This is a genomic window from Photobacterium sp. BZF1 (assembly GCF_014349205.1).
In the GTDB taxonomy this organism is placed as follows: domain Bacteria; phylum Pseudomonadota; class Gammaproteobacteria; order Enterobacterales; family Vibrionaceae; genus Photobacterium.
Genome location: NZ_JACSOF010000064.1, coordinates 14560 through 34463, shown reverse-complemented (window position 1 = coordinate 34463; position 19904 = coordinate 14560). Strand labels below are relative to the sequence as shown.

The 19904-nt window shown below is 50.1% G+C and carries 21 protein-coding genes; 13 read left to right on the top strand and 8 right to left on the bottom strand.

Annotated elements, in window-relative coordinates; genetic code table 11:
- The first annotated feature begins 112 nt into the window (after positions 1 to 112).
- Entirely contained in the window at positions 113 to 586 is a 474-nt protein-coding gene (locus tag BIZ37_RS15580) for a Dps family protein (RefSeq protein ID WP_187462244.1), read from the top strand.
- Between the two features lie 109 nt (positions 587 to 695).
- On the opposite strand, the gene BIZ37_RS15575 is transcribed toward BIZ37_RS15580, so the two are convergent.
- Positions 696 to 1343: a YitT family protein gene (locus BIZ37_RS15575; protein WP_187462243.1), complete on the bottom strand. Its 648-nt coding sequence runs from the start codon at positions 1341 to 1343 to the stop codon at positions 696 to 698.
- A 414-nt stretch (positions 1344 to 1757) separates the two neighbouring features.
- On the opposite strand from BIZ37_RS15575, the gene glyA reads away from it, so the two are divergent.
- The 9 genes from glyA to pgpA all read left to right on the top strand — a co-directional run bounded on the left by glyA (position 1758) and on the right by pgpA (position 9259).
- The gene (glyA, locus tag BIZ37_RS15570; protein WP_107301460.1) at positions 1758 to 3008 is read left to right on the top strand and encodes a serine hydroxymethyltransferase; all 1251 of its coding nucleotides are present in this window, start codon (positions 1758 to 1760) and stop codon (positions 3006 to 3008) included.
- A 165-nt stretch (positions 3009 to 3173) separates the two neighbouring features.
- On the top strand, positions 3174 to 3623 hold the full coding sequence (gene nrdR, locus BIZ37_RS15565; protein WP_039460556.1) for a transcriptional regulator NrdR: 450 nt from the start codon (positions 3174 to 3176) through the stop codon (positions 3621 to 3623).
- 48 nt (positions 3624 to 3671) lie between these two features.
- Complete coding sequence (gene ribD, locus BIZ37_RS15560; RefSeq protein WP_187462242.1) at positions 3672 to 4820, top strand: bifunctional diaminohydroxyphosphoribosylaminopyrimidine deaminase/5-amino-6-(5-phosphoribosylamino)uracil reductase RibD; 1149 nt, start codon at positions 3672 to 3674, stop codon at positions 4818 to 4820.
- Between the two features lie 8 nt (positions 4821 to 4828).
- Positions 4829 to 5485: a riboflavin synthase gene (locus tag BIZ37_RS15555; protein WP_107301462.1), complete on the top strand. Its 657-nt coding sequence runs from the start codon at positions 4829 to 4831 to the stop codon at positions 5483 to 5485.
- Positions 5486 to 5520: 35 nt separating this feature from the next.
- A complete protein-coding gene (gene ribBA, locus BIZ37_RS15550) occupies positions 5521 to 6624 on the top strand; it encodes a bifunctional 3,4-dihydroxy-2-butanone-4-phosphate synthase/GTP cyclohydrolase II (RefSeq protein WP_107301463.1) in 1104 nt (367 codons plus the stop codon).
- A 174-nt stretch (positions 6625 to 6798) separates the two neighbouring features.
- Complete coding sequence (gene ribE, locus BIZ37_RS15545) at positions 6799 to 7269, top strand: 6,7-dimethyl-8-ribityllumazine synthase (RefSeq protein WP_107301464.1); 471 nt, start codon at positions 6799 to 6801, stop codon at positions 7267 to 7269.
- Entirely contained in the window at positions 7269 to 7736 is a 468-nt protein-coding gene (nusB, locus tag BIZ37_RS15540; RefSeq protein ID WP_187462241.1) for a transcription antitermination factor NusB, read from the top strand. Before ribE ends, nusB begins: the two co-directional genes overlap by 1 nt.
- A gap of 62 nt (positions 7737 to 7798) precedes the next feature.
- On the top strand, positions 7799 to 8770 hold the full coding sequence (thiL, locus tag BIZ37_RS15535) for a thiamine-phosphate kinase (RefSeq protein WP_187462240.1): 972 nt from the start codon (positions 7799 to 7801) through the stop codon (positions 8768 to 8770).
- 3 nt (positions 8771 to 8773) lie between these two features.
- Positions 8774 to 9259 carry a phosphatidylglycerophosphatase A gene (gene pgpA / locus BIZ37_RS15530; protein WP_370577375.1) on the top strand — a complete coding sequence of 162 codons (486 nt, stop codon included), beginning with the start codon at positions 8774 to 8776 and terminating at the stop codon, positions 9257 to 9259.
- A gap of 73 nt (positions 9260 to 9332) precedes the next feature.
- On the opposite strand, the gene dxs is transcribed toward pgpA, so the two are convergent.
- From dxs to xseB, 3 genes are read right to left on the bottom strand one after another with little or no spacing between them, the layout of a single operon-like run.
- Entirely contained in the window at positions 9333 to 11192 is a 1860-nt protein-coding gene (gene dxs, locus BIZ37_RS15525) for a 1-deoxy-D-xylulose-5-phosphate synthase (RefSeq protein WP_187462239.1), read from the bottom strand.
- A gap of 24 nt (positions 11193 to 11216) precedes the next feature.
- Complete coding sequence (gene ispA / locus BIZ37_RS15520; protein ID WP_370577374.1) at positions 11217 to 12119, bottom strand: (2E,6E)-farnesyl diphosphate synthase; 903 nt, start codon at positions 12117 to 12119, stop codon at positions 11217 to 11219.
- Positions 12112 to 12354, bottom strand: a complete 243-nt coding sequence (xseB, locus tag BIZ37_RS15515) for an exodeoxyribonuclease VII small subunit (RefSeq protein WP_039460575.1) — start codon at positions 12352 to 12354, stop codon at positions 12112 to 12114. Before xseB ends, ispA begins: the two co-directional genes overlap by 8 nt.
- Positions 12355 to 12671: 317 nt before the next feature.
- Between xseB and pomA the strand changes: the two genes are divergently transcribed.
- From pomA to thiI, 3 genes are all read left to right on the top strand, one after another.
- Positions 12672 to 13433 carry a flagellar motor protein PomA gene (gene pomA / locus BIZ37_RS15510; RefSeq protein ID WP_107301471.1) on the top strand — a complete coding sequence of 254 codons (762 nt, stop codon included), beginning with the start codon at positions 12672 to 12674 and terminating at the stop codon, positions 13431 to 13433.
- Between the two features lie 9 nt (positions 13434 to 13442).
- On the top strand, positions 13443 to 14363 hold the full coding sequence (locus BIZ37_RS15505) for a flagellar motor protein MotB (protein ID WP_187462238.1): 921 nt from the start codon (positions 13443 to 13445) through the stop codon (positions 14361 to 14363).
- Positions 14364 to 14580: 217 nt separating this feature from the next.
- On the top strand, positions 14581 to 16029 hold the full coding sequence (gene thiI, locus BIZ37_RS15500) for a tRNA uracil 4-sulfurtransferase ThiI (protein ID WP_107301473.1): 1449 nt from the start codon (positions 14581 to 14583) through the stop codon (positions 16027 to 16029).
- A gap of 190 nt (positions 16030 to 16219) precedes the next feature.
- Here the strand turns inward: thiI and yajL are convergent, their stop codons facing one another.
- The 4 genes from yajL to BIZ37_RS15480 form a co-directional block, all read right to left on the bottom strand.
- Positions 16220 to 16843: a protein deglycase YajL gene (gene yajL / locus BIZ37_RS15495; protein ID WP_187462237.1), complete on the bottom strand. Its 624-nt coding sequence runs from the start codon at positions 16841 to 16843 to the stop codon at positions 16220 to 16222.
- Positions 16833 to 17747 (bottom strand): 2-dehydropantoate 2-reductase, encoded by a 915-nt coding sequence (gene panE / locus BIZ37_RS15490; RefSeq protein WP_187462236.1) that lies wholly within the window; start codon positions 17745 to 17747, stop codon positions 16833 to 16835. The genes yajL and panE overlap by 11 nt, the downstream gene beginning before the upstream one ends.
- A 105-nt stretch (positions 17748 to 17852) precedes the next feature.
- Positions 17853 to 18692 carry an outer membrane protein OmpK gene (locus BIZ37_RS15485; protein ID WP_187462235.1) on the bottom strand — a complete coding sequence of 280 codons (840 nt, stop codon included), beginning with the start codon at positions 18690 to 18692 and terminating at the stop codon, positions 17853 to 17855.
- A 307-nt stretch (positions 18693 to 18999) separates the two neighbouring features.
- Entirely contained in the window at positions 19000 to 19809 is an 810-nt protein-coding gene (locus tag BIZ37_RS15480; protein ID WP_187462234.1) for an outer membrane protein OmpK, read from the bottom strand.
- Positions 19810 to 19904: the final 95 nt, after the last annotated feature.

Genomic DNA, 19904 nt, shown 5'->3' with positions numbered 1-19904 from the left:
AGCACCCCAGCACCCCATCAATAGGTTTTGCTTATTGAATGTATAAACCAATACGAATGGAGCCAGGCCAACCGAGCCCGTAATATTGAGGAAAACCAAGGGGGAAGAGATTATGTCGACACAAAATATGATTGGCCTAGATAGCATTAAGTCTGAAGAGCTAGCGGTTGAACTAAATAAATTGCTGGCAAACTACCAGGTGCTGTACATGAACACACGTGGTTACCACTGGAACATCAAAGGCAAAGAGTTCTTTGAGTTGCATGTGAAATTTGAAGAAATTTATACCGATCTGCAGGTCAAAATTGATGAGCTAGCCGAGCGTGTATTGACGCTAGGTGCAACCCCTTCACACAGCTTTAGCGAATACCTTGAAGTGAGTGAAATCAAAGAGCACCTAAACGCCCATAGCGGTGATGAGTGTGTCGGCGGCTTGCAACAGGGTTTCCAAACCGTGCTAGGTATGCAGCGCAGCATTTTGTCTCTTGCCGGTGACGCTGATGATGAGGGTACTGCGGCTATCATGGGTGATTACATCCGTGAGCAAGAAAAGTTGATGTGGATGCTTACCGCTTATAATCACTAAGCACTGCAACACCAACGGGAATTAGACACGAAAAAAAGAGGTCGCAGGATGCGACCTCTTTTTTTATTTTTAGCCTCTAGCCTCTAGCCTCTAGCCTCTAGCTGAGATCTTAACTTGCCTGCGGCTTTAGCTCACCGCTGTAACGGCCCGGTTTGTGGTTCATTGCCAGTACCAGGTTCAGCATGAAGGCGCCGATGACCGAAAACAGCAAGACCATCGGGCTAACTAGGAAGAAAGATGCCACTAGGATGGTGATATCAATACCCATCTGCAGTTTGCCCGCCGACCAGCCCATTTTCTCCTGTAGGAATAGCACCAATACGTTGAAACCACCGAGGCTAGTTTTGTGGCGGAACAGGATCAGCATACCCAACCCCATCAGCAGGCCACCGATCAGGGCGCAGTAAAGTGGCTCAAGGCGACTGATTTCCAGCACATGGTGGAGGTTGTCGGTGATGATAGAGACCAGGCCGCCGGAAATCACACTGGTGATCGCAAAACTCTTGCCCATACGGAACCAGGCCATCAGGTAGAACGGGCAGTTCATCATAAAGTACAGCTGGCCAAAAGACAGATCGACAAACTGGCTGACAAGCAGGGCCAGGCCGGTAGTACCACCGGTGAGAAGATCAGCTTGCTGGAGAAAGAAAACCCCTTGGGCAACGATGAAAGTACCGGTAAGAATAGCAATGATATTTTCTTTCAGTGAATGATGATAACCGCTCAAGACAACACTCCTTATGTATAGAGGCGCCATGATATAGGGCATTGGTGACAAGCGTGATAGTCGGCGTGAAATCTGTCCATTGGTCGGTGTACAAATTATATTACGCTGTCGTAAAAAATTAATTTCAATCATTACTTGTAATGTGGGTATTTTAGTTTTGGTTGCCCATGACGAGGGAGTGAACAACTTGAAAACAATTCATACCAAAAATGAAATAAATACCAATAAAAAGTCACATTAGGGGTATCTGATTTAGATCAAATTCTGTAAAATACTGCGTTATCTACAGGCGAGACGAAAACGTTTGCGTCCACGTGGCGCCTAGCTTTGCGGATTTTCCGTTTTTTGCCAATTTTGTGTGTTTACCGCCTCTTTGTCGGCACGGCCATTCACTGGCTTACCAGAGACAAAAAGGACTAAAACAATCTGAGTCAGGAGATACAGATGCTAAAGCGCGACATGAATATTGCCGATTACGATGCTGAACTATTTGCAGCGATTCAGGAAGAAACGGCGCGTCAGGAAGAGCACATCGAGTTGATTGCTTCTGAGAACTACACCAGCCCACGCGTGATGGAAGCTCAGGGCTCCCAGCTAACCAACAAGTATGCCGAAGGCTACCCAGGCAAGCGTTACTACGGCGGTTGTGAGTACGTAGATAAAGCCGAGCAACTGGCTATCGACCGTGCGTGTGAGCTATTTGGTGCCGAGTACGCCAACGTTCAGCCTCACTCGGGTTCTCAGGCCAACAACGCTGTGTACATGGCACTGCTGAATGCTGGCGATACTGTTCTGGGTATGAGCCTGGCACATGGTGGCCACTTGACTCATGGCTCTCCAGTAAACTTCTCGGGCAAGCTATACAACATCATCCCTTACGGTATTGATGAAGCAGGCCAGATTGATTACGCCGAAGTTGAAGCGCTGGCGCTTGAGCACAAGCCTAAAATGATCATCGGTGGTTTCTCTGCTTACTCCCAGATTGTTGACTGGAAGCGCATGCGTGAAATCGCAGACAAAGTCGGCGCGTACTTCTTCGTTGATATGGCGCACGTTGCCGGTCTGATTGCAGCAGGTGTTTACCCGAACCCAGTTCCACATGCTCACGTGGTTACAACCACAACGCACAAGACGCTTGCGGGCCCTCGTGGCGGCCTAGTGCTGTCTAATGGTGGCGAAGATCTTTACAAGAAACTGAACTCAGCAGTATTCCCTGGTGGTCAGGGTGGTCCTCTAATGCATGTTATCGCTGCTAAAGCGGTTGCATTCAAAGAAGCGATGGAGCCAGAGTTCAAAGATTACCAGGCTCGCGTGGTTGAGAATGCCAAAGCAATGGTTGGTGAGTTCCTAGAGCGCGGTTACAAGATCGTATCGGGCAGCACGGAAAACCACCTGTTCCTGGTTGATCTGATCGACAAAGGCATCACAGGTAAAGAAGCGGATGCGGCACTGGGTGCGGCGAACATCACTGTTAACAAGAACAGTGTGCCAAATGACCCACGCAGCCCGTTTGTGACTTCAGGTATTCGTGTCGGTACACCTGCAATTACCCGTCGAGGCTTTACGGTAGAAGATGCCAAGCAGCTTGCTAACTGGATGTGTGATGTCATGGACAACATCGACAATCCTGAAGTGATTGAAGCGACCAAGGTTAAGGTGCTAGAAATCTGTAAGCGTCTACCGGTTTACGCATAAGCACTGACCCATCTGGGTGACAGTTTTGGAACAAAAAAGGGCCTGCAGCTTGCGGGCCCTTTTTTTATGGCGTTTTAGCGCCATTTTCAGCAGAATTTTTATGGTAATAGTCTCCCCCCGTTAATGAAATGAGTTACACTGGTGCGACGAAGTTGAGGAGGCAAGATGCATTGTCCTTTTTGTGGTGCCAATGACACCAAAGTAATAGATTCCCGTCTGGTGGCCGATGGCCATCAGGTTCGTCGCCGTCGTCAGTGCTTGGCTTGTAGCGAACGTTATACAACGTTTGAAACCGCTGAGTTGGTGATGCCACGGGTGATCAAAACTAATGGTAACCGTGACCCGTTCAATGAAGACAAACTGCGTGGTGGGATCCAGCGTGCGCTGGAAAAGCGTCCTGTCAGTGCTGATGATATCGAACGTGCGATCAATACCATCAAGTCGCGCTTGCGTGCGACCGGTGAGCGAGAAGTGCCATCGGAAATGATTGGTAATTTGGTCATGGAAGCATTGAAAGAGCTGGATAAAGTGGCTTATATCCGTTTTGCTTCTGTTTACCGCAGTTTTGAAGACATCCGTGAGTTTGGTGAAGAAATCGCTAAACTAGAGAAATAATTGATGCCGGACGTGATGCGCCGGCTTTCTAACCGATACTGAAGTCTCATGTTCTCATCTATCGACCACGCCATGATGCTACGCGCAATCAAATTGGCGAAGAACGGTCAGTTCACTACGACTCCAAACCCCAATGTCGGCTGTGTGATCGCCCACGACGATGAAATTGTCGGAGAAGGCTATCATTACCGTGCCGGTGAACCCCATGCCGAAGTCTTTGCACTTCGCGCGGCTGCGGATAAGGCGAAAGGCGCAACGGCATACGTTACGCTGGAGCCTTGCTCTCATTACGGCCGAACTCCGCCTTGTGCCGAAGCATTGGTTAAAGCCGGTGTGAAACGTGTAGTTTGCGCTATGGTTGATCCCAACCCGAAGGTTGCCGGGCGTGGTATTGCTATGCTCAAGCAAGCTGGCATTGAAGTCCAAACCGGCTTGCTCGAACAAGATGCCGAGGCGTTGAACCCTGGCTTTATCAAAGTGATGAAGACCGGGCTTCCGTATGTCCAGCTCAAGCTGGCGGCAAGCCTTGATGGCCGTACTGCGTTGGCTAACGGCGAAAGTAAGTGGATCACTGGCCCTGCTGCCAGGGCCGATGTTCAACGCTACCGCGCCAAGGCCGGGGCTATTTTGTCGACCAGTGCAACGGTGTTGGCTGACGACCCGTCGTTGAACATTCGCTGGCAGGAACTGGGTGACGAAGTACAGCAGGGCTACCCTGAAGCTGACTTGCGTCAACCTGTGAGGGTGGTGATTGACAGTAAAAACCGAGTCACCCTAGAGCACCGTTTAATCAGCCTGCCGGGCAACACTATTCTGGCAAGAAAGCAAGCTGACATGCAGGCATGGCCGCAGGATGTTGAGCAACTGGTTATCCCAGAGGGCGAAGGGGTTGATCTCCATGCGCTTATGGTTGAGTTGGCAAAGCACAATATCAACCATATCTGGGTGGAAGCTGGAGCCGGCCTGGCCGGTGGCTTGCTGCAAGCAGGTTTGGTCGATGAGTTGATCTTGTATCAAGCCCCTAAGTTGATGGGCAGCGACAGCCGCGGACTGATGGATCTAAATGGACTGGTGTCGATGGCACAGGTTCCCGAACTGAGCATCTCGGATGTACGGATGGTGGGCGATGATATTCGGATCACTTCCCGTATCAAGAATCACATCCGGGCTGATTTACTCAATGCAGACAAAGAATAAGGTTTGACATGTTTACTGGCATTATTGAAGCCGTGGGTACAATTACTGCACTGACCCCAAAAGGCAAAGACATTTCTGTGACGGTGGACTCCGGCAAGCTGGACCTATCCGATGTAAAATTGGGTGACAGTATTGCAACCAATGGCGTGTGTTTGACCGTAGTAGAACTAACAGGTTCTGGTTATGTGGCTGACTTGTCTCTGGAAACCCTAAAGCGTACCGCATTTGTCAATTACCGTGCGGGACAGAAGGTGAACCTTGAGAAAGCCATGCTGCCTACCACCCGTTTCGGTGGTCATATGGTCTCTGGCCATGTCGATGATGTGGCGGAAGTGATTGAGCGTTCCCATACCGGCCGTGCGATTGAGTTTTGGCTGAAGGCTCCGGCACATTTGGCGAAGTATATTTCTGAAAAAGGCTCGGTAGCTGTTGATGGCATCAGCTTGACGGTCAATGCGATTCGCGGCGATGAGTTCAAACTGACCATCGTGCCACACACGGCTTCTGAAACCACGATGGAAGCATTTACCGCTGGCCGTAAAATCAACCTGGAAGTCGACGTAATTGCCCGCTACCTCGAGCGTTTGATGATGGGCGAGAAGGCGGCAGAGCCGAAATCAGAAGTTTCCATGGATTTGCTGGCTCGCAGCGGGTTCCTTCGATAAACAGACAGAAGATTAACAAAAATTAAGGTATCGATATGGCTCTAAGCAGTGCAAAGGAAATCATCGAAGATATCCGTCTGGGTAAAATGGTTATCTTGATGGATGACGAAGATCGTGAAAATGAAGGCGATCTGATCATTGCATCGGAAAAAATCACCCCTGAAGCTATTAACTTTATGGCCCGTCATGGTCGTGGCTTGATCTGCCTAACTTTGACCAAGTCTCGCTGCCAGCAACTTAAGCTGCCACTGATGGTGCAGGATAACACCGAGCAGTTCAGCACCAACTTCACCGTGTCGATTGAAGCAGCCGAAGGCGTAACGACGGGTATTTCAGCATCAGACCGCGCTGTGACGGTACAGGCTGCTGTGGCACCTGGTGCTTCGCCTGCTGATATCGTTATGCCTGGCCATATTTTCCCATTGATGGCCCAAGAGGGCGGTGTTCTTGCCCGTGCAGGCCATACTGAAGCCGGTTGTGATGTCGCGCGCCTAGCTGGCCTTGAGCCATCGAGTGTTATTGTCGAGATCCTAAATGAAGATGGCACCATGGCGCGCCGTCCGGATCTTGAGGTATTCGCCGAGCAGCATGGCCTGAAGCTGGGTACTGTTGCGGACTTGATTGAGTACCGCAACAACAACGAAACCACCATTGAACGTGTTGCGCAGTGCAACCTGCCAACTGAATTCGGTGATTTTGAGATGATCACTTACCGTGACACTATCGACAACCAGGTTCATTACGCACTGAAAAAAGGCGACGTTGTCGATGGCGAGCCGACTTTGGTCCGCGTACACCTGCAAGATACCTTTAAAGATATTCTTCACTCGGGTGCAACCCAGTGGACACTGCCATCAGCGATGAAACGCATTGCTGACGAAGGCGGGGTATTGGTGGTATTGAGCAAGGCAGAAAGCCAGGAATCTATCATTACCAAGGTCCAGAACATGGCCGCGCAGGAAGAAGGCAAGCCGGGTGTGAAGCTGAACCCGAAAGATCAGTCGCGTCAGGTGGGTGTCGGTTCTCAGATCTTGTCAGATCTTGGTGTTTCGAAGATGCGCCTGCTGTCATCAAGCACTCAACGTTACCATTCGCTATCGGGCTTTGGCCTCGAAGCGGTTGAATACATTTGCGAATAGTCCAAGTGGGCCCAGTGCCCGCTTTTGTTCGAAACATATTTCTATAAAATAAATCCCAAACATTGCCGGTATGAGGCGGGAAAGCGCTTGAATATGCCAATTGGTATAACGCATAAAGTGTGATAGACTCCCGCGGTTTCTCATACCGGAAAAGACATAGTCACAGGAAGGCCCATGAAGGTAATTGAAGGCGCCATCGCGGCACCAAACGCAAAAGTTGCTATCGTAATCGCACGCTTCAACAGCTTTATCAACGAAAGCCTACTAGAAGGCGCGCTAGACGCTCTGAAACGTCAGGGTCAAGTTAGTGATGACAACATCACTGTTGTTCGTTGCCCAGGTGCATACGAGCTACCACTTGTTGCTCAGCAGGTTGCTAAGAGCGATCGTTATGATGCTATTGTTGCGCTTGGCTCTGTGATCCGTGGCGGTACGCCACATTTTGATTATGTTGCCGGTGAGTGTAACAAAGGTCTGGCTCAAATTGCTCTAGAGTACAACACTCCAGTAGCATTCGGTGTTCTGACTGTAGATTCTATCGAACAAGCCATCGAGCGTGCCGGTACCAAGGCTGGTAATAAAGGGGCAGAGGCTGCACTAAGCGCGCTTGAAATGGTTAATGTCCTGTCCCAAATTGAATCCTAATGGGGGTTAGTGTGAAACCAGCCGCACGTCGTAATGCACGTCATTTTGCTGTACAAGCAATTTATTCTTGGCAAATTACCAAAGGTAATGTTGCTGATATTGAGCAACATTTTCTTTCTGATGACAAGTTTGAAGAAGAAGAGCACCAGGCGGAAGCCCCGGCGCTTGCAGCACCACATACAGATGTTGCTTACTTCCGTGATCTGCTAACAGGTGTTGTGCTGAACCATCAGGAACTGGACAGCAAAATGCGTCCGTACCTGTCTCGTCCTCTACAGGACTTGGATCAGATGGAACTAGCGCTGCTTCGTCTTGCTATGTACGAGATGACCAAGCGTGATGATGTACCATACAAAGTTGTTATCAACGAAGCAATCGAGTTGGCGAAAGCTTTCGGTGCTGAAGATAGCCACAAGTTTGTGAATGGTGTGCTTGACAAGGCTGCGCCATCACTTCGCAAGAAGTAATCACAACACGATTGTAAAAGGCCAGCAATGCTGGCCTTTTTTCTATCTATCAAAAGAAGAATATGGCAAACGAATTTGATCTGATAGCCCGGTACTTCGAACGCCAGGCTGTGAACCGTAAAGATGTACCTTTGGCAATTGGTGATGATTGCGCCCTGCTGGAGGTGCCGGAAGGGAGTCAACTGGCCGTCAGTACCGATTCGCTGGTGGCAGGTACCCACTTCCTGGCCGAGGCCGATCCCGCTTGGGTTGCCCACAAAGCACTGGCGTCTAACCTCAGCGATCTGGCGGCAATGGGCGCCACGCCTGCCTGGGTATCGCTGGCATTGACTATGCCCGAGCCGGATGAAGCTTGGCTGGCCGGTTTCTGCGAGGGATTCTTTGCCCTTGCGGAGTACTACAATGTCCAACTGGTGGGGGGAGATACCACCAAAGGCCCGCTTAGCATTACGCTGACAGTACATGGTTTCGTGCCGCATGGCCAAGCTTTGACCCGCAGTGGGGCTAATTCAGGTGATTGGATTTATGTCACTGGTAACCTCGGCGATAGCGCGGCAGGTCTGGCGTTGTTGCTCGGTCAGAAAAAGGTTGGGTCCACAGAGCTTGAAGCAACCTTGCTTGAGCGCCACCACAAGGCAGAGCCGCGTATTCTGGCAGGACAGGCGCTGCGAGGGGTTGCCTCAGCGGCACTGGATATTTCCGATGGCCTGATCAGCGATCTTGGACATATTCTGAAACGTTCTGGGGTGGCAGCAGAAATTGACGTTGATAAACTACCTCTTTCGCCAGAGCTGGAAGCTTTTGAGCCAGTGCGGGATAAAGCGTTGCAACTTGCCTTGGCCAGCGGCGAAGAATATGAGCTGTGCTTTACTGTTCCCGAGCAGAATCGGGGCACAGTGGAAACCGCCTTGGCGCATAGTGGTGTAAAGGCGACCTGTGTCGGCCAACTGCGTCCGGGGCAGGGTATTACCTTGGTACGTAATAGCCAGCCGCTGAACTGGCAGCTGCACGGATATGATCATTTTGCGGAGTAAATTGTGGCAAACCCGAAAGATAAAATTCACCTAAAAAATCCATGGCATTTCTTGGCGACCGGATTCGGTAGCGGCTTGTCACCGATTGTGCCGGGCACAATGGGTACTGTTGCTGCGATCCCTTTGTACTTGTTGATGGCGCAGCTACCATTTACGGTTTACCTGCTAATCACCCTGGTAGCCGCCTTTATTGGTATCACCATTTGCCAGAAGACTTCTGACGATATGGGCGTGCATGACCACGGTAGTATTGTCTGGGATGAGTTTGTCGGTTTCTGGATCACCATGGCTATTGCTCCAGTAGTGAGCTGGCAATGGGTATTGGCCGGTTTTATCCTGTTCCGCTTTTTCGATATGGTCAAACCATGGCCTATCAGCTGGCTGGACAAGCATGTCCACGGCGGTCTGGGTATCATGGTTGATGATATCTTGGCGGGCTTCATGGCAATGATAGCCCTATGGGGGCTAGGCCACTGGCTGGGTTGGTAATTACCCTTAAGCCAACAGAAATAAAAAACGCGCATAATAATGCGCGTTTTTTCTTGTGATGAACCTACTTTGCTTAGTCGATATAAGCGCGGATCTGCTTTTCGATACCCGGGCCATCAATTTCAAGCATAGCGTGGAGCTCAGCTTGAGTGCCTTGCTCGACAAATCGATCTGGCAGACCGATGTTCAGCACAGGCTTGAGCACCTTCTGTTTCATCAGGAATTCATTGACACCGCTGCCTGCACCGCCGGCAATAGCGTTTTCTTCAACAGTCACCAGTACATCATGGTTAGCAGCCAGTTCAAGGATTAGCGCTTCATCAAGCGGTTTGACAAATCGCATGTCAGCCACGGTAGCGTTGAGGTTTTCGGCGGCTTCCAGCGCATAGCCCATCATGGTACCAAAGTTCAGGATAGCCACCTTTTCACCTTCACGGCGAACGATGCCTTTGCCAATTGGCAATGCCGTCATTTCACGCTCTGGCGCAATCCCCGTGCCGCTGCCGCGAGGGTAGCGCACTGCACTTGGACCTTGGTGCATGTGTCCGGTGTAGAGCATCTGGCGACATTCATTCTCGTCGCTTGGCGCCATGATCACCATATTCGGGATACAACGCATGAAACTCATGTCGAAGGCACCTTGGTGAGTCTGGCCGTCAGCGCCGACAAGGCCACCACGGTCGATGGCAAACATGACAGGTAGATCCATAATAGCGATATCGTGGATAAGCTGGTCGTAGCCGCGCTGTAAGAAGGTCGAGTAAATCGCGACAACTGGGTTGTAGCCACCAATGGCCATACCGGTAGCCAGTGTTACGGCATGCTGCTCAGCAATCGCCACATCGAAGTACTGTGACGGGTACTCTTTAGAAAAACGTACCATACCAGAGCCTTCGCGCATGGCAGGCGTGATCGCCATCAGCTTCTCGTCTTGCTCAGCCATGTCACAAAGCCAATCGCCAAAGACATTGGAAAAAGTCGGTTGGCTTTTCGCTTTAGGAATTGGGTTCTGGGTCAGATCAAATTTTGGTACCGCATGGTAGTTGATCGGATCTGCCTCGGCTGGGGCATAGCCCTTGCCTTTTTTGGTCATGATGTGCAGGAACTGCGGCCCTTTGAGGTTACGCATATTCTTGAGGGTTTTGACCAACTCTTCGACATCATGGCCGTCAATTGGGCCGATGTAGTTAAAGCCCAATTCTTCAAACATGGTGCCAGGTACAACCATGCCTTTGAGGTGTTCTTCGGCACGCTTGACCAATTCTTTGATTGGTGGAGCACCAGAGAGGACCTTCTTGCCACCTTCGCGGATAGTGGTATACAGGTTGCCTGATAGTAGGCGGGCAAGGTGGTTGTTCAGCGCGCCGACGTTTTCCGAAATAGACATTTCGTTGTCGTTGAGGATCACCAGCATATCTGAATGCACACCGCCGGCATGGTTCATTGCTTCGAAAGCCATACCTGCCGTGATTGCGCCGTCACCGATAACACTGACGACTTTGCGGCCCATGCCTTCTTTTTCTGCTGCGATGGCCATACCCAGCCCTGCACTGATCGAGGTCGACGAGTGACCGACAGACAGTACGTCGTATTCACTTTCTTCACGCCATGGGAATGGGTGTACCCCACCTTTTTGGCGGATAGTCGGCATCTGATCACGGCGGCCCGTGAGGATCTTATGCGGGTAGGCTTGGTGGCCGACATCCCAGATCAGGTGATCGAACGGAGTGTTGTAAACAAAATGCAGAGCGACGGTTAGCTCGACAGCGCCTAACCCAGAGGCGAAGTGGCCACTGCTCTGACTGACGGAGTTCAGTAGGTAAGTACGTAGCTCGTCGCACACCGCCGGCAGGCTTTCTGCAGGCAGCAAGCGTAATTCATCTGGTGTGTTGGCCAATGCCAGATGGGGGTATTTCGAAATATCCAGTGTCATAACATTCACGGCGCTTTGCTGTTTTTAGTTATTGCGCTCGATGACGTATCGGGCAAAAACTTCTAATTGTTCTGTATTGTAAGGTATTGCACTCAATGCGTGTAGTGCCTGTTGGTACAGTTGTTGTGCTTTTGCCTTGGCGCCATCCAACCCGAGGAGAGCAGGATAGGTACTTTTTTCCAGCTCGATATCTGAACCTTGTGGTTTGCCCAAGGTTTCAGTATCACTTATTACGTCAAGAATATCGTCTTGGACTTGAAACGCCAACCCAATTGCATCGGCATAGGTATTAAGTTGGGGTAAAACGGCCAGGCCTTTTTCACCTGCAGCCATTGCGCCAAGACGAACGGCACAGCGGATCAGGGCTCCGGTTTTGTGGCGATGGATGGTTTCTAGCTGCTCAAGGCCGACGTGCTTGCCTTCTGCATCCAGGTCAAGCGCTTGTCCCATGCACATTCCGCTGGCACCAGAGGCTTTGGCCAACTCGCTGATCATCGCCACACGGTTGGCTTCACCATCAGCGCTTAGCTTGCCTGAGGCCAGAATATCAAACGCCAGCGTCTGCAATGCATCACCTGCAAGGATAGCCGTCGCTTCATCAAAAGCAATATGGCATGTTGGCTGGCCGCGGCGCAGGTCATCGTCATCCATCGCTGGCAGATCATCATGGATCAGCGAGTAGGCATGGATGCACTCAACAGCCGCTGCAGGCGTATCGAGATCGGCCAATTCGGCACCGAGCATTTCGCCGGTCACGTAGGTCAAAAACGGGCGGGCCCGCTTACCACCGAGCAGGGTGCCGTGCTTCATTGCTTTAATGAGAGGCAAATCCGCAAAAGGCTGGGCGTCAATCCACTGGCCGAGTTGCTGGTTGCTACGTGCTTGATAAAACTGAAGTGATTGCGACAGAGATGGCGTGTTATTCATTATTTGCATCGAATTTGGTCAGAGGTGCTTCGTCATCTGCCTGCAGCAGAATCTCAACGCGTTGTTCGGCTTGAGTTAGCTTCTGCTGGCTAGTGCGGGCAAGAGCAATACCGCGTTCAAATTTTTTAAGCGCATCTTCTAGCGCAATGTCACCGGATTCCAATTCATTGACGATTGAGTCTAGCTCATCCAGTGCGGCTTCAAAGGCCATGTTTTCAGGTTTCTTGGCTGCCATAATGATGTCGTTTCTTATATAAGTGCTCGAAAAATAGCGTAGAGCGTAATCTGGGTCAAATTATCTCACAGTAATCTGTGTCACAGACAGGAATTTTCATTTTTTATAGGCATAAGACTAAACCTAAGCAGCAATGTGCCGATAATAAGATGCAGTTAGTCACGTTGATGGTGATTGCTTCATATGGCAGTCATCCAAAGCGTGAATAATGAACGAATGCTGCCCTTTTGGCATTGTGGCTTTGAAAGGTCGCCAGGGGCTAGATACAATGTTCGTTCGAATTTGATTTACGCGTGCAACGAACTGGAGACTACCAAGTGGATTTGGCGACCCTTATAGGATTAATTGGGGCATTTGCTTTTGTCATCATGGCGATGGTGCTAGGTGGCAGCTTTGGCATGTTCGTTGACACCCAGTCGATTTTGATTGTTTTGTGTGGCTCCTTGTTTGTTGCCTTGATGCAGTACAGCGTTGGGCAGTTTCTTGGGGCGACCAAGATTGCCGTAAAGGCATTCATGTTCAAGAACGACAACCCTGAAGACTTGATTGCCAAGATCGTTGAAATGGCTGATGCTGCACGAAAAGGCGGTTTCCTTGCGCTGGAAGAGATGGAAGTGGACAACACCTTCCTACGTAAGGGAGTGGATTTGTTGGTGGACGGCCATGATGCCGATGTGGTGCGAGCCACACTGCAAAAAGACATTGCGCTAACCAATGAGCGCCATGAACAGGGGATCAGTATCTTCAAGGCGCTCGGCGACGTTGCCCCTGCGATGGGGATGATCGGTACCCTGATTGGCCTGGTTGCCATGCTATCGAACATGGATGACCCGAAATCTATCGGCCCTGCAATGGCTGTTGCCCTTCTTACTACACTTTACGGTGCTATCTTGGCCAATATGGTGATGTTACCTATTGCCGCCAAGTTGGGCTTACGTAAAGATGAAGAAAAACTCAATCGCCGCCTGATCCTCGATGGTGTGCTAGCGATTCAGGATGGCCAGAACCCTCGGGTGATCGATAGCTACCTGAAGAACTACCTCAACGAGAAAAAACGTACCATTAACGTTGACGATTAAGGAGGGCAGATGGAAGAAGAACATAAATGCCCCCCTCCCGGCCTGCCGCAATGGATGGGTACCTTTGCCGATTTGATGTCGCTGCTGATGTGTTTCTTTGTTTTGCTGCTGTCATTCTCTGAGATGGATGTGCTCAAGTTCAAGCAGATTGCAGGTTCAATGAAGTTTGCTTTCGGGGTGCAGAATATGCTGGAAGTCAAAGATATCCCGAAGGGGACCAGTGTTATCGCCCAGGAATTTCGCCCAGGCCGTCCAGAGCCGACACCGATTGAGGTGATCATGCAGCAAACCATCGACATGACCCAGCGAACCCTGGATTTCCACGAAGGTGACTCTGACCGCGCGGGTGGCACCAAGCGTGATGCGGGTAAGCTAACGGGAGGCCAGAGTGCTGAAATCGCCACCCAGCAGAACCAAAATAATGAATCGGAAATGTCGGAAGCCCAAGAGCAACTGCTTGAAGTGCTTAAGCAGGCTCTGAATCGGGAAATGGAAGAAGGGGCGATTGAGGTCGAGAACCTTGGCCAGCAGGTGGTGATCCGTATTAAGGAAAAAGGCGCCTTCCCAGAAGGGTCGGCATTCTTGCAGCCTAAGTTCCGCCCATTGATCCGCCAGGTTGCCGACTTAGTGAAGGATGTCCCTGGCGTTATCAGGGTCAGTGGCCATACCGATAACCAGAAGCTGGACTCCGAACTCTACCGTTCCAACTGGGATCTCTCAGCACAGCGGGCGGTGTCCGTTGCGCAGGAAATGGAGCAGGTTGAGGGTTTCGACCATCAAAGGTTACGGGTCGTTGGCCTGGCGGATACCCAGCCGCTTAATGGCAACCGCACTCCAGACGAGCGCAAAGCTAACCGTCGGGTGGAAATCTCCATCATGCAAGGTGAACCTCACTACAGCGAAGAAATTTCTAGCCGTAGTGCTGAGTAAGCTCAGTTTAGTGTTATTTTCAGGCCATCTCCCCCAACAGGAGATGGCCTTTGTTTTTGGGTTGATAAGCAACTGACTAACGCTAAATGAAAATATGCCTACACTATATTTAAGTAGCTTGACTATATATCCTTGTTTCAGCAACAGCCTGCTTGCTGTATAATCCGCGCCTTTGATCCTTTTTGGTATTGTTTGGCCCAGTGTAGCGAAGCGTGTTATGAAATTTATCGTTAAACCCCATCCTGAGATTTTCGTAAAGAGTGAATCCGTACGTAAGCGTTTTACCAGAATCTTAGAATGTAACATTCGCATTATTCTTCAGCGTTTGTCTGATTCTATTGCGGTATACAACCGCCGCAGCCACATTGAAGTGGTGCCAAAAGACGAGAGCCTGCGTGATGAAGTGCTGGCTGTCTTGACCCAGACTCCTGGTATTCACCACTCGTTGGAAGTTAAACAAACGGACTTTACCGATCTGCACGATATTTACGAGCAGACACTGGCCCATGTGGGCAACAGCCTGGACGGCAAAACCTTCTGTGTTCGCGCCAAGCGTACAGGTAAACATGACTTTACCTCGATCGAGCTTGAGCGTTACGTTGGTGGTGGCTTGAACCAAGCGATTGAGTCTGCGTCGGTGAAGCTGAAGAACCCTGATGTGACTGTGCGTGTTGAAGTTCAGAACGACAAGCTAAACCAGATCCTTGCCCGCCATAAAGGTTTGGGTGGTTTCCCTCTGGGGACTCAGGAAGATGTATTGAGCCTGATCTCCGGTGGTTTCGACTCGGGTGTATCTAGCTACCTGCATATTAAACGCGGTAGTAAAGTTCACTACTGTTTCTTCAACCTAGGTGGTCCTGCGCACGAAATCGGTGTGAAGCAAGTTTCCCACTTCCTGTGGAAGAAGTACGGCTCATCCGCTAAGGTGAAATTTATTGCCATCGACTTCGAACCGGTTGTCGGCGAGATTCTTGAAAAGGTTGATGACGGCCAGATGGGCGTGGTGCTAAAACGTATGTTCATGCGTGCCGCTGGCATGGTTGCCGAGCGTTTTGGTATCGAAGCGCTGGTAACGGGTGAAGCATTGGGCCAGGTCTCGAGCCAGACATTGACTAACCTTCGTCATATCGACAACGTGACCGATACGCTTATCCTGCGTCCGCTGATTAACTGGGACAAGGAAGACATCATTGATGTTGCGCGTGAAATCGGTACTGAAGATTTTGCCAAGACCATGCCTGAGTTCTGTGGTGTGATCTCCAAGAGCCCAACGGTGAAAGCGGTCAAAGAGAAGCTGGAAACCGAGGAAGCGAAGTTCGATTTCACTGTACTTGAGCGAGTGGTAACCGAGGCGCGTGTGATTGATATCCGTGACATCGAAAAAGAGAGCCAGGAACAAGCACCGGAAATCGAACTGGTAGACCAGATCGAAACCGATGCGGTGGTTCTTGATATCCGTAGCCCGGACGAAGAGGACGAGAACCCGCTTGAAATCGACAACGTCGATGTGAAGCACCTTCCGTTCTACAAACTGGCGACCCAGTTCGGTGACCTGCCGCAAGACAAAACGTACCTGCTGTACTGCGACCGTGGCGTAATGAGCCGCCTTCAGGCGTTATACCTGAAAGAGAACGGCTTCGATAACGTGAAAGTGTATCGTCCTTAAAAGCAGGCGCGGGGAAAGGGCGGCGATAGGCTATAGGAAGAGCAAAAAGCGAAAGCAAAAGCTTGAAGTTAAGTTGGTACGATGAGCGCACTAGCATAGCCCATAGCCCATAGCCCATAGCCTCAGCCCCCAAAACAAAACGAGAACCATATGGTTCTCGTTTTTTTTATGCCCACCGCTAGGGAATGCCCTATTTCCTCGGTAAAACGGTGTAATGCATATTCGGCCACACCACCATAGGTTCGGCGACTTCGGCGGCTTTTTCTTTGCCATCGAGGTGGTTGATGATCTCGAAGGCGAACTCCATTGCAGTACCCGGGCCTTGGCTGGTCAGTAGGTGGTTGTTGATATCGTAAACCACACGCTTGGTGCGTAGGCGCTCCGCCGGGATATGGTCATGGAAACTTGGGTGCGAGGTCATCAGCGCTTCCGGGTACAGCTGGTGGTGCTCAAGTACCACTGCAGGAGCGGCGCAGATTGCGGCAATCAGCTTGCCATCGTATTTGTGCTGTTTGACGAACTCTATCAGCAATGGGCTATCGCGGAAGCACTCCGCACCGCCAACCCCACCAGGAAGCACCACGCAGTCGAAAGGTTCGTCGGCAATATTTACCAAGGCAGTATCTGCCACCAGTTTGATGCCACGTGAGCCTTCCATGATCAAGGCGCCGTCTGAGGCAACACTGGCGGTGGTGACAGAAAAGCCAGCGCGGACCAGCATATCGATAGTGGTGACGGCTTCCATTTCTTCGCTGCCCGGGGCGATGCACACGGCAACCTTGATCGGCTTCTGGTTGGTGCTGTCATTGGTCATGGTAATGTTTCTCCATATCTTTTATAGCCTGCCACAGGCGTTGGTTATAAGGCACGCTGATATTATGCGTTGCAGCCCGGGAAATGAGATACCCGCTAATATAGTCGATTTCGGTCTGCCTTTGATGGCAAACATCTTGATTCATTGATGAAAAGTTATCGGCCGTTGCATTTATCACCGTATCGACCTGCTGCCTGAGCTCAGTGCCAGTAATGGGATACCCTTCAGCGCTCATAACTTCAGCCACTTCCTGACAAATTCCGGTTAGTTCACGATTAAATTCGCTTCGGGCCAGTTCACCATTTTTGCAGTTGTGCAGGGCAGTCAGCGGGTTAATGGCACAGTTTATCGCCAGTTTGCGCCATAGCGGTTGGTTGATATCGTCCTGCCATGTGCAAGGGGGGAGGGCATCATCGAATAGTTGTCCCAGCGCTTGATAATCCTCAGCCTGAGGGTTGATGCCGCCAAGCAAAGTAGGGCCAAGGCCGGTATGACGGACGTCATTTTCACTCGGGCGAAATGCTGCCTGGGAAGTAGTTGCATATATGATTGGATTTTCCGGTAGCAACGCCGACACAGTTTGTTGGCTTCCCATACCGTTGTGCATAATAACGACGGCGGTGTCTGGATTGAGGTGCGCTTTGAACGCTTGGATAGCGGCTTCTACCTGAAAGGCTTTGACAGTGACTAGTACCACCTCACTGCTAGCCAGTAACGTTGGTTGGTTTGCGTCAAACTGAAAGGTGGCTTCAGGCGTGATAGAACTTGTCGCACTTGTCCCCGATAAGTGAATTGCCAACTTCTGGCAATTATCCCGGGTCCAAAAGTGGATTGTGTGATGCGCGGCAAGTTTGCAGCCCCATAACCTGCCAACGGCGCCTGCACCAATAATCGTAATGTTCACAACGTGCTTCCGTGTATTGATTTACTGTGTGATGGCGATAATAGCATTGTTCGGGCGAGTTAAGGGACTGGCTACCCCCATCCATGGGCGGTAGGTAAGTTTAGATTAGAATTTGTAGTTAGCGGAAAAGTAATGGCCAAAACCTGTTGTTTCACCTGCAATACCGCCGTCTTCAAAGAGAGCCATATTGTAGTAATACTTCAAGCCGTAACCAAAGGCCCATTGAGGTGTATGGTAGTAGATACCGTTAAACCACTCTAATGAATCTGAGCTTCGGTCTGGGTCGCTTGAAATTTCTGTGGCACCGAATTTGTAGTCTAGATAACCCTGATAGGTAACAAAGTGGCCACTGCTAAAGGTGTACCAAGGTTTAAACCAGTTGGTGGTAACCATGTAGCCGTCCCATTTGCCTTCGTTATCAGCTCCAAAATTCTCCCTTACATAACGGGCATGAAGGTTGAGCCCCATTTTGCCAAACCAAGGCACATTAACATCTGACCCCAAACCAATGTAATGCTCAAACAAAGCGTTATCACCAACATTAGTGACTGTTGCAATGTAAAGTTCTTGGACAGGGCCGAAGGAAAGGTCTTTACGGGTCAACCCATCTAAAGAAAAGCGAGGAGCAAACTTAAAGAAGAAGTTATCAGCAAAATCATCGCTTCCTTGGGGTTTATTCCTGTCTGACGTACTGGAGTTGAAGATATCAAAAACGTCTAAGTAGCCGTATAGGTCAAGCCATCCCGACCGGCCACCAAACTCCATTTCAAAGTAGGTATCATCTTGAAAACCAAATGGTATTTTGTTGTCGATACTCTGCATCAGGTTAAACGTCATCCATTTATAGTCATTTTTTCGAATGTCGTCGGAATAATCGACAGCAAAGCTTGTTGCAGGTAGCATCAGTGCGGCGCTGATACTCAAAGCGGTTAGGGTTTTATACATGATATTGTCTCGCTAGCCATTTGCCATTGCCTATGAGCGCTGGGTTGCCATGTGGTCTGGCGTAGTCCAGTGCTAATTAAAGGCTAGCGGAACGGTTTTGGGTTGGGTGGTTGTCTTACAACTGCGGCAAGGATCTTGCCTATGAAAATCTTGATGCTGGAAAAATGTCCAATAAATGAACAACAAAGGCAGGATGTCTCGAAAGTAATTTCTATCTTAGATCTGAGAGGTATCGGGTTTTACCGGTAAAAAGGTACAAAAAAAGCACCCGAAGGTGCTTTTTTTCGTCAACTACGAGAGCTGTAACTTAGAACTTGTAAGTTACGCTGAAGTAGTGAGCAGCGCCTGAAGAGTCAGCAACTGGAGCCCATGGTAGAGCTGCGCCGTCTTCGAAGCCGTAAACGTTGTTGTATAGTTTCAGGCCGTAACCTACTGCGTAACGGTCAGAGTGCCAGTAGATACCGTTGAACATCGCACCGCCATGGCTTGACTGGTAAGCTGCGTCATCTTCCATACCGAACTGGTAGTCGATGTAACCCTGGTAAGAGATGAACGTACCGTTGTCTAGGAAGTAGAAAGGCTTGAACCAGTTAGTAGACACCTGGTAACCGTTCCAGTCTTTCTGGTTTGAATCGTAAGTTGCGTAAAGGTTTAGGCCAATTTTACCCAACCATGGCACGTTCACGTCTGAACCAAGACCGATTTTCTGAGAGTTAACGCCAGAGTTACCACCCCACTCCATAAGAGTTGCTAGGTATAGTTCTTGTACAGGACCGAAAGAAAGGTCTTTGCCAGTTACAGCGTCAAGAGACATACGTGGTGCAAACTTCATGAAGATTTTTTCTGCACCAGCTTTGTCGCTGTCAGGATCACTTGTTAGGTTGAACACATCAACATAACCGTATAGGTCGAAGATGCCTGAACGGCCGCCGAATTCCATTTCTAGGTAATCGTGAGAAGACTCAGGACCTGCACCTTTTTCGTCAACAGCATACATCAGGTTGAACTGAGACCAGCTGTAGTCGTTTTTGTGGATGTCGTCAGAGTAGTCTGCCGCATTAACTGCTGGAACAGCAGAGGCAGCTAGAACGCTTAGTGCTACTAGTGATTTACGCATGGGGTGAACTCTCGCTAATTGTGTTTTAAGACCGGACTTTTGTCGCCCGTGTTCTGTTGGCGGAGAGTTTATTGCTTTATGTCACCTTTGTGAAT